We start from the raw sequence: 16,613 nt of genomic DNA, 5'->3' as shown, positions 1-16,613 counted from the left end.
AATTAATTATTCAGGATGGCATTTCGTGTAGGAAGAATAAACCATTTATTCATGACGTGAACTACACCATTGGTAGCATGTAAACCGGGGGTACGTGGTGTATTGTTTGTCCAACCCATACTTACTCCTTTATAACTTGATGGTAATCCCACATAGTTATTGATACGCAAATTTGCTTCACGAACATTCTCCAGGTAGAGGTAAACCTTTGCTGAATCATTCGTTGCACTCATCGCAAACGTTTCAACCCACTTTGGTTTTGAATCGAGCGTTTCGTAAGTATGTTTGCCTTTCAAAACATGATAACGTAAAAGCTTTGCAACTGTATCTCTCGGATATTGCGACCAATCAGAACCCCGCATTGAAATTGTTTGTGAAGGATTGTCGGGGTTTGGGCCCATAACATTATTTACAGACCAATAACTTGTTGCATCTTCCAGGTTTATCAGCGCCGTGTTGTGAAATAACAGGAAGGTATTTCCTGAGCTTGAATACATTTCTTTCACATCTTTGAATGTCGGATCACTATCAACATATTCTATAGCTGCCAACATACCTGAAAAAATATCTTTGCGTGATTCCATAAACTCCAGTACTGTCATTTTTAATTCAGTGTTATAATAGGAAGGCTTGTAATCATAACCATCCTGCAGTTTATTACAACCTGAAATAACAAGTGAAGCTGTTATTATGAACAATATAAATTGATTGCTATTTTTCATTATTACTTAGTTTAATAATTCTTTACTGGTTACTCATCATATGGAGGATTCTGATCGCCCCTTAATTTTGGATTGGCATTAAACATGGCTGCATTAATGGGATATAAAATTCTTCCCATGTTTTCATTCTCATACAGAATGGAACCTGCACGTGCAGATAAAATGGGATTCATTGTTTCACGCAGATAAGCATAACCTGCGTTTGTATAATCATAAATTTTATCGATCCTGCATAAATCAAACCAACGTTTTCCTTCCCCCATCAATTCATATTGGCGTTCTTTCAGAATGGTTCGTTCTATTCCTTTTGCAATATCTCCGGTGTAATCTGTCAATAATGCAGTGACCATATATCCTACCCTGTTACGAACAGTGTTTACGATGTTAAGTGCTTCCTGGTACTGTCCTTTTTTATTTAATGCTTCTGCTCTCAACAACATGATATCTGCAAAACGGTAAATCGGAATTTTTACACTGCAATCAGTGTTTCCTTCAAAGATGAAAAAGGAACCCGCTCTTGGCGTTGGACTCCAAGGTGAAAACTTACCTAACTGCACAACAGCAGTTGAAGCATCATAAATAAGCTCACTGGTATATGTCAACGTATCCCAGTAAGCCCATAAACGTCCGTCAGTTGACTTACCGGTTACAGGATCAACACGGTTTTTCATTTCTAACCATATTTCAGTTGTAGGTTCATATCGATTAGTATTGGAACTGGATCCTACTCTTGAGCAAACACCAACCGCTCCGCCTCTTTCAGTTACAGACCAGAAAAGATTAAAAATTGTTTCAGTTGATGTTTCGGGGGCAACAAAAATATTTTTGAAACCAGTCAAATTAGTAACCCAGGTACAACCGCTTGCAGTAATACAGTTTTGCGATGCTGACAGTGCAAGATCATAGTCCTGAAACCACATTGCCACGTCTGTTTGTAATGCATACACTGCAGCTTTTTGCATATAGTATTTCTGCGTGGCAGAACTTCCTATTGTCTTTAAAGACTCTGTTATATCACCAAAAATCTGCGTCTTTACTTGTTCAATCGATGAGCGTGGCAGGTCGAGCGTTTGATAGATTGATTCAATCGGTTCTAAATGTAAAGGCATTCTGCCCCACACACGAAGCCCGTAAAAATACATGAGTGATCTTATCGCATAACATTGGCCCAGGTAATCACGGTAAGTTGCTGCAGCACCTTCAATATTTGCTGCAATCATGCTGGGCAAATACTTGATACCATAATTACAAAGCGAAATTGTTGTGTACAAATTGCTCCATCTTGTAGTTTCGTTGATATCAGCATCATTAGCCGAGAGTGTGTTGGTGATCATTGTAAGTTGAGCATTACCGGTTCCACCCACTCTTATATGATCAGCACGCACTTCGCCCCAATCATAATAATTGGTACTTAAAGTTGTTTGTAGTGAATTGTAAACGCCGGCCATCCATGTAGCCGCATCGTTCTTGTCTTTCCAGAATTTATCAGGTGAAACTGTTGATATTGGTTTTTCATCTAAAAATTTCTTACATCCTAAACCCGGTGCTATTAAAACAACAACAACCAGTATGGCAATAATTTTTATTCTTTTCATAATTCGTTTATTAAAATGACACATTAAGTCCCATACCAAATTCACGTCTGCGTGGGTATCTTCCCGGATCATCGCCCGGCTTGATTACACTCCTTTGTGAAACTTCAGGATCAAAACCGGAATACTCAGTCCAGGTTAACAGGTTGGTTCCATATACATATACATTCAAACTGCGCATCTTTGCTTTTGCTGAAATTCTGGGAGGAAGCTGATAGCCCAAGCGAACTGATTGTAACCGGAGAAATGAACCATTCTCCAGATATTGACTTCCACCACGACGCATATTATCAGCTCCTCTGTCGCCACCACGATAAGTGCCGGTTATCTGTCCGGGATACTTCCACATGTCTCTGATAAAATAGGCATCAGGAGTTGTCTGCGTATTTGAAAAAGATGCCAGGGTTCTTCTGTTGTCGTTATACACCATACCTCCAAAATTTCCATACATATTCACAGAAAGATAAAAACCTTTATAAGAGAGACTGTTGTTCCATCCAATGCTCCAACGTGGTTGTCCATGCCCAATGAACTGGCGATCTTCATTACCAATATCACCATTAAATTCACCTTTGCTGTCTGGTAAATCCTGCCAAATAACATCACCACCTTTAGACACTACACCTGCTGTGGTCATTTGCTTTACAACACCGGCATAAGGTGCGCCGTTCGGCAAAAGATAACCTAACAGAATTGGCTGCATGTTTTTTTGGATAATTACATTACCTAATGCGTCTCTTTGAAATTGAGGTATTAATCTTTGTGCATAATCTTCTGTGTATGCATTTGATTGATCATACTCATAGATCCCTAAGTATTTGTAACCGAAAAAATTTCCTGCTTCTTCGCCTTGCCTTACGCTCCAGATATCATCGATATAATCAACAGGTAAACTGAGAATTTTATTTCGTACGGTTGACCAGTTGACTGATGTTTGCCAGCTAAAGTTTTTGTTACGAACCGGATACCCCGATAGCATTAGTTCAATTCCTTTGTTTTCAATTGTTCCTGCATTTGTACGTGCGCTTGAAAAACCAATTTCAGCAGGTAGCGGAGCATCGTATAAAAGATCGGAAGTTGTTTTTACATAATAATCACCAACGAAGCTGATTCGACCGCCAAGGAACGTCAAATCGAGACCCACATTTGTTTGCATCGTCTCTTCCCATTTCAGTGCAGGATTACCCAGCCTTGTGTTGCTGCGCACACCACTCACTTGATTATAATAGTATGAGCCGAATATATATTGCTGAACAGCATCATAGTCGCCGATTTCCTGGTTACCAGTTATACCCCAGCTGGCTCGGAGTTTTCCATCGGTAAGGATATTATTAAACTTACCCATGAATTTTTCATCGCTAAATCGCCAACCTAAAGACACAGAAGGAAAATTACCCCATCTGTTTTCGGGCCCAAACACAGAAGACCCATCTCTCCTCACTGTTGCATTTACCAGATATTTTCCTCTATAGTCATAGCCCAACCTTCCATAAAAACCAACAAGCGCTGAACCACTGGCTATAGAATACAATTCAGATAAATCATAAACACTTGCAGCATTCAAAGTAGTTACTGCTTCTGTTACAAAAAAATCTCCCGATATATTTGTCCGTTCAAGTTTATTTTTCTCAAAATTCATACCCAGAAGCCCGGTTACATTGTGATCTTTTTTAAACTTCTGCTTGTATGATAAAAACGCATTACCCTGAAGACGAAGTGGAATCTGCGTAGCATCACCACCTGTACTTATTGGAGGAATACCGTTTGATAAGAATTTAGAAGAAAACCGGTAGTTCCTTCTAAGTTCAAGATCTGCTGAACCATCAACATGAAAAGTCAGCGGTTCAATAATTTTAAAATCAAAGCCTTGATAAATTACGCCTTTATAGATCGTTGAAACATTTTTACGCAGGTAAGCTTCTGCCAATGGATTCAGTCTGCCGGCATTAAAATAAATGTATTCGCCATTTGGGAAATAAAGTGCAGCTCCCGGTGGGCGTTGCAACGCTTGCCGGATAACATTTCCTTCATTGATATTATTCCGATCCTGGTAACTGAAATTTAAACGGCTAAACATACTTACCCGTTTAGAAGGTCTGTACTCTACGTTTGTACGAAGCGTAAATCGTTTATTGTAACTGCTGATTACAATGCCTGTTTCATCAAGATATTGTATGCTGTTAAAATAATTCAGGTTCTGGTTACCGCCTTTAATACTTACATCTACTTGGTTTCGGATAGCCAGCTGTGTAATTAAAGCTTGGTAATCGTTATCTGTGTTTCTTGTAAAAGCCGTTGAATCAAGCGGTTTAGGATCAAGCCCGAGGTTTCCTCTACGATCAAACATTTGACGCTCTAAACGGTTGGCTTGCGGGGTCCTGTTTGAAAGTTTGCTGTAGCTTCTTAAAAAGTCAACATTAATTTGTGGCTTACCCGCTTCACCACGTTTTGTGGTAATAATGATCACTCCATTAGCAGAACGTGAACCATAAATTGCTGCTGAAGCCGCATCCTTCAGAATTTCCATTGATTGGATATCCTTTGGGTTGATGGCATTTATATTATTCATGGGAACACCATCAACTATATACAATGGCCGTACACCTGCATCAGACAAAGTTGACATACCACGAATCGTAATATCTGCTTCTTCGCCAGGTGCCCCTGATCCGCTCATTACCCTCACGCCTGGTGCAGCACCTTGTATGGCATCAAAAATTGAAACAGGCTGTCGTTCTTCAATTGATTTTGCATTAATTGAACTGATGGCACCGGTAACATCCCGTTTCTTTTGTGTACCATAACCAATTACAACAACTTCATCAAGATCGTTGATTGATGCGGCCAAGGCAACATCGATGCTTGTACGGGCTCCAACAATTTCTTCCTTGGTAGTATACCCAACAAGAGAAAAAACTAAAACGGTATTCGCACCACCTGTAAGAATAGAGAACTGACCATTTTGATTGGTTGTTGTGCCGGTCTTGTCATCGCCTTTAAACGTAACGCTTACGCCAGACAAGGGACTGCCTTTACTATCCTTAACTGTGCCTTTTACAGTTTTTGTTTGAGCTTGCACTGTAATTACTGCGAACTGCAGTAAAATAGCCAAAAGCAGATAACAACTTTTCCATTTGCTGTTACCACTTAACCTGAAAATTGCATTTTTTCTCATATGGCAGTTTGGTTTTAAATGATCCAAATAAATCGTTAACAAGAGAATGAATAGATTTTATAAAAAAAGATTGCCCGATGATTTATAAACCTCTCCATCGTTTCAATTTTTAGCGTATTAATTGATAAGCTGGTTTCTAAAATTCTTTTTAAGCACCTTTACATTAAAACGCATTAATCGTTACAAGCTTCACTAAGCGGTTAACTTACCCATAAATTCCTTTTGATAAATTAGCGGACTTTTGCTGGTGATGAGTTTAAAATACTTATGAAAACTTGTAAAATTATTAAAGCCACTTTCGTAACACAGTTGCTTGATGCTTAAATTATTTTCAATTAAAAGTTTACAGGCATGACTTACTCTTATTTCAATAAGAAACTGTGTGTATGTTTTACTTGTTTTTGATTTAAAATAACGGCAAAAAGAGCTCGGACTGATGTTCGCAACTCCCGCAATTTCTTCCAGCAGTATTGGTCGCTTAAAATTTTTGAGACTGTATTCATAAATCATATTAATACGGTCTTTTTCATCTTTCACGACATCATAATTAAAGCCGATTGAGGATAAAGGTTCAAGGTCTTTGCTGGAGGCAATTATATTTAATACTTCCATTAACAAAATAATACGTTGTGCATTGGAACTATTTAATAATGTTTCAACCAATGCCGCCACTTTTATCTGAGCGTTACCTGTTACCTGCAAACCACGTTTCGCTTTGTCGAGTAAACTTTTGATGGTTATGTTTTCCGGCAATTCCAAAAATTGGCTTCCCCAGAAATTTTCACAAAAATGTGCAACTCTAACGTCGGTATCTGCAAGTACATTCTCATCAAGATATACGTCGTCGAATCTCCAGAAATGAGGCAGGTTTGATCCAACCAATACAACATCTCCGTCTTTAAATGACTTTATACTGTCGCCAATGAATTGAGTTCCTTGTCCGGTTTTAAAATGAATCAATTCAACTTCATGATGATAGTGCCAGCAACTATTGACAGAAGGAATCACATTCCGGCTTACAGTAAAAGAATACTGTGGCTCTTTCACCAATCGCATTAGTTGAGGACGCATACAGCAAGTTTTCGTTTAAGCAATCATTACCTGAACCTTCTTATTTTCAGGCTTACAATGCTAATCTAGCTTACTTTTTATCCTCCCTTCGAAAATAGTCCGCAAACGTTTTCGTATAAATTGCAACATACAAGATGTTGATTATCATTTTTTTATACTAGATACGTAAGAAAATAACTCCTGATTTCCGCTCAAAAAAATTCTAAAAAAGTTAGGTTGTGTTTAACAACTCGGTAAAAACAAGACTGGAATTTCAACAAGCATTTCTATTAATTTTTCTATTGTAAAAAGATGCTAACTCGCTTCACATCTCATCCTTAAACAGACATATCACTCGTTAATTTATGCAATGAGTATGGGCTATTTTCATCAACAGAGGACTTCATTAAATTATCCTGCTGTTGATCTGCGATCTACTATTCGAGACCTGACTGTTACTTTTTTGTCATTTGCCAGTAAGGGTTTCTTTTCTATTAGTTTGAAAAGTATATCTGTTGCTTTTTTACCAATTTCATACGCCGGTTGAACAATTGTTGATAATGGCGGGTCAAACAATGCAGCTGCTGGTAAATTAGAAAAACTGATGACCTTTAACCTTTTTGGAATATGAATATGAAGTTCTTTACAAACTTCATAGGTATTTACAGCAAATTTTTCAATTAGTGTAAAAATGCTATCCGGGCTTTCTTCACTTTGTAAGAGATCACGGATCTTCTGACGATTATATTCATCGTCGGTTCCACATTCAATCGTTTGTTTATACTCAAACAAATTATGCTTTGCTAAAGCTCTTTCATAGCCGGAAATTCTACGCTTACAAATAGACAAATTATCCGAGAGGGTTAGTAACGTAATTTTTTTACAGCCTCTTTTTACTAAGAGCTCAGTTGTTTTAAAAGCAGCTTCTTCATCATCAGAAACCACTCTCGGCACTTTTACATTTTCGTACACCCGATCGAAAAAAACCAACGGCATACCCGATACCCTGCAAGCCTCCAATTGTTCAAAATCAGTTGTAGTGTTGGAAACCGAAATCATAATGCCGTCAACCCTTCCGTTACGTAACAAATTAAGAATTTCACTTTCCCGGTGTTGGTCTTCGTGAGTAAGATAGATCAATACATGATAACCTTTTTTGTTTGCTACTTCTTCTACTCCATTGATCGCTTCTGCAAAAAAATTATTCTGTATCTCAGGAATGATAACCGCAATTGTTTTGCTTTTGCTTTTCCTCAAACTACTTGCATGGGGATTTGGCTGATAACCCAACCGTGTTGCAAGAGCTTGCACACGTTCCTTTGTTTCACGACTAATTTCATGACTATCTCGTAAAGCTCTTGATACAGAGGAAGGAGAAAGGTTAAGTTCTTTGGCTAGTTTCTTAAGATCCAGTTTATCCATATTAGTACAGAGGAGTAAAAATAGAGCCATTTATATGGCATATCTATTTGAAAATGGAGAATGAATTATTTGCCCCCCATATCAGACACGAAATTTGCCGATTTTTCAAGATTCAAAAAACAACACACATAACCTATAAAATATTAAGACATTCCAAACACTTGATTTGATGATGCGTTTATTCATGTTAACAGTCAACGAGTTGTTTGATTAGACTTTTATAAGGGGGCGAACAATATCTGCATATCCTCAGCTTTCATTTGTAATGAATAGAAAAGTACAGTTCTAAACAAAAAAGTAAATGATTTTTTTCGTCAAATCCCTTAACTGACAACCGTTCCAGAGAAAAAGAAAAAAGGCAACCAAACAAATGATTGCCTTTTTGGAAGTAATGTCGGGACGACTAGATTCGAACTAGCGACCCCTTGCACCCCATGCAAGTGCGCTACCGGGCTGCGCTACGTCCCGAACAAAAAACAGAAATCCACCCCTGGATTTCAGCGGGCAGCAAATGTAAGATTTATATCTATTTGGCACAAAATCAATCAAAAAAAACGATCTTAGCGGCGCAATAATCTGAACTTCTTACATGACCATTCTCATCAGGCAGGCGCACATTATCGATCCTCAGTCTCCTTTCCATCAAACTATACAAGACGTATTTATTGATAACGGAAAAATTAAATTGATTGGTTCATTGCCGCAGCAACAAGCTGAAAAGGTGATCGAAGAAAAAAATCTTCATCTTTCACCAGGCTGGGTTGATCTGTTTGCACACTTCTGCGATCCTGGTTTTGAATTTAAAGAAACATTGGAGACCGGCATTGAAGCGGCGGCTACTGGCGGTTATACCGATGTAATGGTATTGCCCAATACAAACCCGGTTGTAACTGGTAAATCGCAGGTTGAATACATTGTACAGAAAGCGAGACAATCTCCTGTGAATATTCATCCTTTGGGGGCTGTTACCAAGCAAACCGAAGGAAAAGAACTCGCTGAGATGTACGATATGCGTGCCGCAGGTGCTGCTGCTTTTACTGATGGATTGCATCCCGTACAATCAGCAGGATTATTATTGAAAGCATTGCAATATGTAAAGGCGTTCAACGGTACCATCATCCAGATACCAGATGATAAAACGATCGGTACGTATGGTTTAATGAATGAAGGTATCATCAGCACACGTCTTGGTTTGCCGGGCAAACCGGTTCTTGCAGAAGAGATACAGGTGGCAAGAGATATAAAACTCACCCGCTATGCAGAATCGAAACTGCATTTCACAGGTGTTACTTCGCCCAAGAGCATTGAATATATTAACCGCTCAAAAGAAAGTGGTACGGCCATCAGTTGTTCTGTAACCCCTGCCCATCTTTATTTTACAGACGAAGACATGCAGAGTTATGATACTAACCTGAAATTATATCCACCCCTCCGCACAGTAGTTGAACGTGATGCGTTGAGGCAGGCGGTGTTGAATGGTTCGGTTGATTGTATTGCCACACATCATGAGCCACACGAGTACGACAGTAAGATCTGTGAGTTTGAATATGCCAAACCCGGCATGATCGGTCTTGAAAGTTGTTATGGAGTGATGGGCGCCATCTTTGGAAATGCTTTAAGTGCCGAACGTTGGGTAGAGCTGGTGAGCATCAACCCACGCAAGGTTCTGGATATTGAAATGCCGTCAATAAAAGAAGGTGCCATTGCCAATGTAACATTATTTAACCCCGAGGCGACATATGTGTTTGAAACTGGTGATATCCGCTCCAAATCAAAGAACTCTGCCTTTATTGGGAAAGAGCTGCGAGGAAAAGTGATTGGCATCATCAATAACAACCAACTTAAACTAAACTAAATTTCTGTTTATGGAAAAGAAAGTAACCTCTCACTTTGTAAAGGGACTGATCATTGGTATTACTGTTGTTGTAATCGGCATTCTCTTCTCAGTATTCAACATTTACGAACGTTGGGTACAGTGGCTAACTTTGGCTTGCTACCTGGTAGCTATAGTATGGGCTTGTTATTCGTTCTCCGTTGATAAAGATGGTGAGGTAACTTTTGGTTCTGTGTTTGGCCATGGTTTTAAAACTGCTGCGATTGTTACATTAATTGGTATTCTCGGTTTCGCATTAACCACAGTCTTAATGCCGGAAGTAAAGGAAAAGGCAATGGAGATGGCACGTGCGGAAATGGAAAAGAATCCGCAAATGAATGAAGAGACAATTGATAAGGCTATTGGGTTTACACAGAAATACTTTTTTCTGTTTGGTGTAGTTGGTTCTTTATTCAGTTATGCATTTATTGGTGGTATTGCTTCGTTGATCGGTGCCGGTATTGCCAAAAAGAATCCAAACGTAAACATGCCAAAATCTGTTTAATATCGCCTATGAACCTGAGTATTGTTATTCCATTGAAAGATGAAGCTGAATCGTTACCCGAGCTATGCGCATGGATCGAACGGGTGGTGAACGAACAAAAATTGTCATACGAAATTATTTTGGTGGATGATGGCAGCACCGATGGTTCATGGGATGTGATCAAACAATTACGTGCAGATAACAGCAATATCAAAGGCATCTCTTTTCAACGTAACTATGGCAAGTCGGCTGCATTGAATGAAGGTTTTAAAGCAACACAGGGCGAAGTGGTTATTACCATGGATGCTGATCTGCAGGATAGCCCGGATGAAATTCCGGAGTTGTATAGAATGATTACTTCTGATAAGTTTGATATTGTAAGCGGCTGGAAAAAGAAACGTTACGATAATACACTTACAAAAAACATTCCTTCAAAATTATTCAATGCTGCAACTCGAAAGATGAGTGGTATTTACCTGCACGATTTTAACTGCGGGTTAAAAGCTTATAATGGTAAGGTGGTGAAAAGTATTGAAGTGTATGGTGAAATGCATCGCTATATTCCTGTGCTGGCTAAATGGGCCGGTTTCCGTAAAATTGGTGAGAAAGTTGTTGAGCATCGCAAACGCAAATATGGTGTTACCAAATTTGGCTGGGACAGATTTGTAAATGGTTTTCTTGATCTTGCTACCATTTCATTTGTCGGCAAGTTTGGTAAACGTCCAATGCATTTCTTTGGATTATGGGGTACGTTGTTTTTTATGGTTGGTTTTATTATCAGCGGCTACTTAGTTATTTCAAAGCTGGTTGATTTTAATTTCTCTATCACCAATCGCCCAACGTTTTTTATTGCACTCGTTTCTATGGTCATTGGTTCGCAATTATTCCTTGCAGGTTTTATCGGTGAGTTGATTGCTCGCAATGCACCTGAGAGGAATGTTTATTTGATTGGGGAAAAGGCAGGGGTATGAAAAAAATCACATTTTTAATATTATCGGTAGTAATATTAAAATCTGCTTTAAGTCAAATCAAAGAAAATACAAAAACCTACTATGCTTTTTTAAGTTTTGGAAAAAAATCTGAAATACAAATTACAAAGGATTCAATTATAAGAAAGGGAATAAACTTGTCGAATGACTCTCTATGCGTATGTACTCGATATAAAATTTATAAATCTTATAATATCAATAGCTATAAATTTTTCGTTGTTTCTTCTTATTATAATGATGAAAATTCTTATGAAATAATATCATTTCAAAAAAAACAAAATGTATTTTCTAAAGTTGCTTTTACTGAAGTGTTAGCATGGGATTACAATACATTTCCTAAAAAAAAGACAATTAGAAAAAGATATTTGGACCAAACTATCTTGCCTTATTCACAACTATTCACAAGTACAGAAATTACCAAGATTGAATCTTATACTCTATTGCAAAATGCAAGTACGGCTCAAGTTCTAAACACTTTAGACACACTAATTCACTTCAAAAAAAAGTGGCTTGAATGGGAAAACAAAAATCCTAACGTAGGGAAATTGGGAATTCACTTTTACACAGAATATATAAGCCAAGCTCTAATAAGTAACCAAATCAACCCTTTTTTTGATGCTAACTTTTTTGAAGCTCTTAAGAAAAGGGCCGATTACGATAAGATAGTTGAAAAAGTAAATATTTTTTGGGGCATTAAAATCTTGGCATGAGTAAAAAGTCAATAATCATCCTCGGCCCGGCCCATCCCCTGCGTGGTGGTATCGCTATTTTTAATGAGCGGTTGGCGAGGCAGTTTCAAAATGAAGGATATGATGTAACGATCTATTCATTCAGTTTACAATACCCCGATTTTTTATTTCCCGGCACAACACAATATTCATCTGAACCTGCACCTGCGGATCTCAACATCAATATAAAAGTCAACTCCATTAATCCATTAAACTGGTTGGCAGTTGGCAATGAAATAAAAAACCAGAAACCTGATCTTGTTGTTGTTCGTTATTGGCTTCCATTGATGGGGCCAGCATTAGGAACAATTCTTCGACGTATTAAATCAAACAAGCATACAAAAATTGTTTGCATTGCCGATAATGTAGTGCCGCATGAAAAGCGTTTTGGTGACCATGCATTCACGAAGTATTTTATTAAACCGGTTGATGCATTTATCACCATGAGTGATAAAGTGCTAAGCGATCTGCGTACGTTCACCCAAACAAAACCAGCAATACTTCAACCTCATCCGTTGTATGATGTGTTTGGCAATGCAGTATCAAAGCAGGAAGCACGCACTCATCTCGATATTGATCAAAATGCATTTGTATTTCTTTTCTTTGGCTTTATCCGCAAATACAAGGGACTCGATATGTTATTAGAGGCATTTGCCCAATTCAAAAAATCCAAAATCCAAAACACAAATTCCAAATTACTGATAGCCGGTGAGTTTTACGAAGACCGTAAACACTACGATGATCTCATTGAACAACTTCAACTGAAAGATGATCTGATTTTAAAAACAGAATTCATTGCTGATAGTGAAGTGAAATATTATCTCTGTGCTGCCGATGCAGTGGTGCAACCTTACCGCAATGCCACGCAAAGTGGTGTTACTCCCCTTGCCTATCATTTTGAAATTCCAATGATCGTTACCAATGTTGGTGGTTTGCCTGCCTTTGTGCCACATGGCAAAGTCGGGTTGGTTTGTGAACCAACGGTAGATTCAATTGCATCAGCTTTGCAGCAGTACATTCAAACGGGTAGCGAACAGTTTCTCCCACATCTTCGTGAAGAGAAAAAGAAATACGGTTGGGATAAAATGACGGCAGCCGTTCTTAAATTGGCCGCATCGGTGTAACTCTTCGCCGTAAAAGCTGTTTCATTTACATTTGCAGCATGAGCGAACAGATCAAACAGGTTATTCTTGATTCCATTGCTGTAAAACAGCAACTCCTCAACGATGAAACAGTCATTGCAAAACTTGATGCCATCAGCGATCTTATTGTTGATGCATTCCGCAATGGCAAGAAAGTTCTCTTCTGTGGTAATGGTGGCAGCGCTGCCGATGCACAACATCTGGCAGCAGAATTCAGCGGTCGCTTTTATCTCGATCGTGAAGCATTGCCTGCAGAAGCGTTGCATGTAAACACATCTTACCTCACAGCCATTGCCAATGATTATAGTTTTGAAGTGGCGTATGCACGTTTAGTGAAAGGTATTGGTCATGCAGGCGATGTATTGGTTGGTTTATCAACTTCAGGTAATTCACCTAATATCATTGAAGCCTTTAAAGCAGCAAAAGAAAAGGGAATGATCACCATTGGTTTTACCGGCGAAACAGGTGGTCAACTCAAATCATTGAGCGATCATTTATTTAATGTGCCATCAAAGACAACACCACGCATTCAGGAAAGTCATATTATGCTGGGGCATATCATTTGTCAACTAGTAGAAGAGCGTTATTTCGCTGCAAAAAGCTGATCATGATCCATACAACACTTCCAACAAATCACCCTGCAAATACAGCTTACTTTATGCCGTTACCACACAAGGAATTACCATTGGTTGATAAAGACTGGACCTTGTTTCTCGATCGTGATGGTGTGATCAACCAGGATGTGGTGGGCGATTATATCAAGAACTGGAATGAATTTCATTTTATGCCCGGTGTGTTGGAAGCTATCAAACAACTATCCGAATTGTTCCCACGCATTTTTGTGGTAACGAACCAGGCCGGTGTTGGTAAGAAATTAATGTCGCTGGATGATCTTTTGGAAATTCATGCAAATATGTTGCAGGAGATCACGGTGAATAATGGCCGCATCGATAAGATCTATTTCTGTCCTGAAACAGATAGCAAACATATCAACCGCAAACCTAATCCCGGCATGGCTTACCAGGCCAAAGAAGATTTCCCGGCTGTTGATTTCAGCAAATCGATCATGGTGGGTAATATGCCCAATGATATGTGGTTTGGACGAAAGATCGGCGCCTTTACCGTTTACCTTCCAACTCGCCCCGAAGAGAATCCCGACCCATCAACGGTGGACGCACAGTATAAAGATTTGTTAGCATTTGCCACTGCACTCGTGAGTAAGGCGTAAAACACAATAACTTTGCCCCAAATCAGTTAATATCTTTCATGCAAAAACTCTTTACCCTTTTCTGCGTTTCGTTTGTGTTGGTCGCTTCCGCACAGCAACTCACTCCTGCTGAACTGAAGCAATTTAAATTACGTGAAGATTCACTCAAGCAATTTGGATACGAGATCGTACGTGGGAAAGATGCAGCAGTTCGTTTTCGCAGTGACAGCAACTTCACCCGCATACTTGTAAGGGCACTCATCCAGGATAAATCGTATCAGTTTCCCTTTGATTCATTAAAAACAATTTCAAAAGTTTATAGTCCTGATAGCTCCTTCCGCATTTTCACCTGGCAGGTTGTGAGAGATGATGATTATTGCAGACAGAAAGGATTTATTCAACTCCGCAATCCAAAAGGGAAAGAAAAGTTTATTCCTTTACGTGATGCCGATCAGTTTATTGCAAATGATGTTGACACAGTTGCCAACAATATGTGGTGGGTTGGTGCAGTATATTATCGTATTCTCGAAAAAGAACATAACGGACGTAAATTCTATACGCTCTTTGGTTACGATGAAAATGATGCACGTACTACCAAGAAGTGGCTCGATGTAATGTGGTTTGATGATAATGGTACACCGATGTTTGGAATACCTGCTGCTTTCTCTTATGCAAAAGATTCTGTACCCAAACCTGCATTAAATCGTTTCCTGTTGGAATATAAAAAAGACGGAAGAGCAAGAGTGCAGTATGATGAAGAAATGGATATGATCATTTTTGATCATTTGGTATCAGAAACTAATGAACCAGGCAAACGCTACACCTTAATTCCTGATGGTGATTATGAAGGTTTCAAATGGACTAACGGCCAATGGCTGCACATCGATAAGGTATTCGACTTTAAATTGAAAGATGGAGAAGCACCTATACCTGAAGCAATTGATTTCAACAACAGGTTATTAAAAATGGGCGAAGGAATGGAGGAAATTCCAACTACTACTAAACCGGCCCCGAAAAAACCGATCACAACCAAGCCGGCAGCAAAACCGCCTGTTAAGAAAAAAACAGGTGGCTAATTCTTTCTTTTCTTTTTGGGAGTTTTTGGTCGGTCGTTGATCTGCCGCAGCAATGAATCATTTACCGGAGCATTCAATTGTTCATCCTTCTTTTTGATCCAGATGGTGATTGATTTGTGAACGGAAGCATCTTTTTTCAGTGACACTTCAACTACAACAGAATCGTCAGCAAATCCCCAATCGATCCAAACACTGTTGCCCTGCAGCTTCCCGTTGCTTACTTTAAAATTCAATTGTTCGCTTGTTAACGGCATATAAGTGCCGTTGCTGAGTTTTGCATCAACATTAATATAATTCCAGGATCCTTTCTTCAAACTGTCGGTGTAAAGATTAAAGAATAAACTATCGATCTTTTGCGCACGCAAAAGACCAACCGATAGTGTAAACAATATCAAAAAGTAAGCTTGTTTCAATTTGTTGATTTAACTGCAAAGATTGTAATTCTTCCCCAGAGGTTGGCTACAGATAAAATTTAACAATCCCGTTTGCCTGTTGTAATTTGGAAGTATAAAAAGAAATAGCATGCAATTAATTGTATTTGGCGCTACCGGACAGGTTGGTACTCAACTCGTAAAGCAGGCACTATGGCGTGGTCATTCTGTAAAAGCCTACGGCAGAAACGTATATGAAATGGATATTGAAGACGAAAAACTGGAGAAAATTAAAGGAGGTTTGTTTGATGCAGGAGATATCTTACGGGCTCTTAAAGGTTGCGATGCTGTGTTGAGTGCAATAGGTGGAGCTTTTGACGGATCTGATAAAGCACGTTCGCTTGGGATGAAAACAATTGTTACACAAATGCAGAAAGCAGCGATTAAGCGTATTGTAGCATTGGGCGGTTTAGGTATTTTAAACTTTGATGAGCACTCGCTCATTATCGATCAGAAAGATTATCCTGAAGAATACCTTCCTGTTGGTAACGAACATCGCAAAGCCTACGAACATTTAAAGGACTCTCCTCTTGACTGGACTTTTGTTTGCAGCCCCGATATTATCAATGAAGGCCCCACAGGTAATTATATCACAAGAAAAGATTATCCTCCACAACCTAACCTCAGCAGAATTAATGCAGGTGATCTTGCGCAATTTATGTTGAATGAACTGGAGCGAAATGAATTTGTGAAAAGCAGGGTTGGTATTTCCGCTTTGTGAT

At 38.9% G+C, this 16,613-nt stretch carries 15 protein-coding genes and 1 tRNA gene; 9 read left to right on the top strand and 7 right to left on the bottom strand.

The window, feature by feature from the left end; genetic code table 11:
• Positions 1-2 precede the first annotated feature (2 nt).
• The 6 genes from WG954_RS16880 to WG954_RS16855 all read right to left on the bottom strand — a co-directional run bounded on the left by WG954_RS16880 (position 3) and on the right by WG954_RS16855 (position 8,429).
• Positions 3-722 carry a fasciclin domain-containing protein gene (locus tag WG954_RS16880; RefSeq protein ID WP_340437926.1) on the bottom strand — a complete coding sequence of 240 codons (720 nt, stop codon included), beginning with the start codon at positions 720-722 and terminating at the stop codon, positions 3-5.
• A 29-nt stretch (positions 723-751) separates the two neighbouring features.
• Positions 752-2,317 (bottom strand): RagB/SusD family nutrient uptake outer membrane protein, encoded by a 1,566-nt coding sequence (locus WG954_RS16875; RefSeq protein WP_340437925.1) that lies wholly within the window; start codon positions 2,315-2,317, stop codon positions 752-754.
• A gap of 10 nt (positions 2,318-2,327) precedes the next feature.
• On the bottom strand, positions 2,328-5,489 hold the full coding sequence (locus WG954_RS16870) for a SusC/RagA family TonB-linked outer membrane protein (protein ID WP_340437924.1): 3,162 nt from the start codon (positions 5,487-5,489) through the stop codon (positions 2,328-2,330).
• Between the two features lie 192 nt (positions 5,490-5,681).
• Entirely contained in the window at positions 5,682-6,560 is an 879-nt protein-coding gene (locus WG954_RS16865; RefSeq protein ID WP_340437923.1) for an AraC family transcriptional regulator, read from the bottom strand.
• 390 nt (positions 6,561-6,950) lie between these two features.
• Positions 6,951-7,961, bottom strand: coding sequence for a LacI family DNA-binding transcriptional regulator (locus WG954_RS16860; RefSeq protein WP_340437922.1), 1,011 nt, complete (start codon positions 7,959-7,961; stop codon positions 6,951-6,953).
• Positions 7,962-8,355: 394 nt separating this feature from the next.
• A tRNA-Pro gene (locus WG954_RS16855) sits at positions 8,356-8,429 on the bottom strand.
• A 121-nt stretch (positions 8,430-8,550) separates the two neighbouring features.
• On the opposite strand from WG954_RS16855, the gene WG954_RS16850 reads away from it, so the two are divergent.
• From WG954_RS16850 to WG954_RS16815, 8 genes are read left to right on the top strand one after another with little or no spacing between them, the layout of a single operon-like run.
• Entirely contained in the window at positions 8,551-9,816 is a 1,266-nt protein-coding gene (locus WG954_RS16850; RefSeq protein WP_340437921.1) for a dihydroorotase, read from the top strand.
• Positions 9,817-9,826: 10 nt separating this feature from the next.
• Positions 9,827-10,339 (top strand): DUF4199 domain-containing protein, encoded by a 513-nt coding sequence (locus tag WG954_RS16845; RefSeq protein ID WP_340437920.1) that lies wholly within the window; start codon positions 9,827-9,829, stop codon positions 10,337-10,339.
• An 8-nt stretch (positions 10,340-10,347) separates the two neighbouring features.
• On the top strand, positions 10,348-11,289 hold the full coding sequence (locus tag WG954_RS16840) for a glycosyltransferase family 2 protein (protein WP_340437919.1): 942 nt from the start codon (positions 10,348-10,350) through the stop codon (positions 11,287-11,289).
• Positions 11,286-12,017, top strand: coding sequence for a hypothetical protein (locus WG954_RS16835; RefSeq protein ID WP_340437918.1), 732 nt, complete (start codon positions 11,286-11,288; stop codon positions 12,015-12,017). Before WG954_RS16840 ends, WG954_RS16835 begins: the two co-directional genes overlap by 4 nt.
• Complete coding sequence (locus WG954_RS16830; RefSeq protein ID WP_340437916.1) at positions 12,014-13,159, top strand: glycosyltransferase family 4 protein; 1,146 nt, start codon at positions 12,014-12,016, stop codon at positions 13,157-13,159. Before WG954_RS16835 ends, WG954_RS16830 begins: the two co-directional genes overlap by 4 nt.
• A gap of 38 nt (positions 13,160-13,197) precedes the next feature.
• On the top strand, positions 13,198-13,782 hold the full coding sequence (locus WG954_RS16825; RefSeq protein ID WP_340437915.1) for a D-sedoheptulose-7-phosphate isomerase: 585 nt from the start codon (positions 13,198-13,200) through the stop codon (positions 13,780-13,782).
• Between the two features lie 2 nt (positions 13,783-13,784).
• The gene (locus WG954_RS16820; RefSeq protein ID WP_340437913.1) at positions 13,785-14,405 is read left to right on the top strand and encodes a D-glycero-alpha-D-manno-heptose-1,7-bisphosphate 7-phosphatase; all 621 of its coding nucleotides are present in this window, start codon (positions 13,785-13,787) and stop codon (positions 14,403-14,405) included.
• 38 nt (positions 14,406-14,443) lie between these two features.
• Positions 14,444-15,460: a hypothetical protein gene (locus tag WG954_RS16815; protein WP_340437912.1), complete on the top strand. Its 1,017-nt coding sequence runs from the start codon at positions 14,444-14,446 to the stop codon at positions 15,458-15,460.
• Here the strand turns inward: WG954_RS16815 and WG954_RS16810 are convergent.
• Positions 15,457-15,873 carry a hypothetical protein gene (locus tag WG954_RS16810; RefSeq protein WP_340437911.1) on the bottom strand — a complete coding sequence of 139 codons (417 nt, stop codon included), beginning with the start codon at positions 15,871-15,873 and terminating at the stop codon, positions 15,457-15,459. The two genes, WG954_RS16815 and WG954_RS16810, sit on opposite strands and share 4 nt — an antisense overlap.
• Positions 15,874-15,982: 109 nt before the next feature.
• Between WG954_RS16810 and WG954_RS16805 the strand changes: the two genes are divergently transcribed.
• A complete protein-coding gene (locus tag WG954_RS16805; RefSeq protein ID WP_340437910.1) occupies positions 15,983-16,612 on the top strand; it encodes an NAD(P)-dependent oxidoreductase in 630 nt (209 codons plus the stop codon).
• Position 16,613 lies beyond the last annotated feature (1 nt).

Origin of the sequence: Lacibacter sp. H375 (assembly GCF_037892425.1) — a bacterium.
GTDB lineage: Bacteria > Bacteroidota > Bacteroidia > Chitinophagales > Chitinophagaceae > Lacibacter.
The sequence above is the reverse complement of the archived record's forward strand: the minus strand, read 5'-3'. Positions and strand labels throughout refer to the sequence as shown.

Excerpts from the sequence above, each read along its gene's own strand:
- WG954_RS16825 (WP_340437915.1), top strand. The coding sequence starts at position 13,198 with ATGAGCGAACAGATCAAACAGGTTATTCTTGATTCCATTGCTGTAAAA.
- WG954_RS16835 (WP_340437918.1), top strand. The coding sequence starts at position 11,286 with ATGAAAAAAATCACATTTTTAATATTATCGGTAGTAATATTAAAATCT.
- WG954_RS16860 (WP_340437922.1), bottom strand. The coding sequence starts at position 7,961 with ATGGATAAACTGGATCTTAAGAAACTAGCCAAAGAACTTAACCTTTCT.
- WG954_RS16805 (WP_340437910.1), top strand. The coding sequence starts at position 15,983 with ATGCAATTAATTGTATTTGGCGCTACCGGACAGGTTGGTACTCAACTC.
- WG954_RS16880 (WP_340437926.1), bottom strand. The coding sequence starts at position 722 with ATGAAAAATAGCAATCAATTTATATTGTTCATAATAACAGCTTCACTT.
- WG954_RS16830 (WP_340437916.1), top strand. The coding sequence starts at position 12,014 with ATGAGTAAAAAGTCAATAATCATCCTCGGCCCGGCCCATCCCCTGCGT.
- WG954_RS16820 (WP_340437913.1), top strand. The coding sequence starts at position 13,785 with ATGATCCATACAACACTTCCAACAAATCACCCTGCAAATACAGCTTAC.
- WG954_RS16815 (WP_340437912.1), top strand. The coding sequence starts at position 14,444 with ATGCAAAAACTCTTTACCCTTTTCTGCGTTTCGTTTGTGTTGGTCGCT.
- WG954_RS16850 (WP_340437921.1), top strand. The coding sequence starts at position 8,551 with ATGACCATTCTCATCAGGCAGGCGCACATTATCGATCCTCAGTCTCCT.
- WG954_RS16840 (WP_340437919.1), top strand. The coding sequence starts at position 10,348 with ATGAACCTGAGTATTGTTATTCCATTGAAAGATGAAGCTGAATCGTTA.
- WG954_RS16870 (WP_340437924.1), bottom strand. The coding sequence starts at position 5,489 with ATGAGAAAAAATGCAATTTTCAGGTTAAGTGGTAACAGCAAATGGAAA.
- WG954_RS16845 (WP_340437920.1), top strand. The coding sequence starts at position 9,827 with ATGGAAAAGAAAGTAACCTCTCACTTTGTAAAGGGACTGATCATTGGT.
- WG954_RS16865 (WP_340437923.1), bottom strand. The coding sequence starts at position 6,560 with ATGCGTCCTCAACTAATGCGATTGGTGAAAGAGCCACAGTATTCTTTT.
- WG954_RS16875 (WP_340437925.1), bottom strand. The coding sequence starts at position 2,317 with ATGAAAAGAATAAAAATTATTGCCATACTGGTTGTTGTTGTTTTAATA.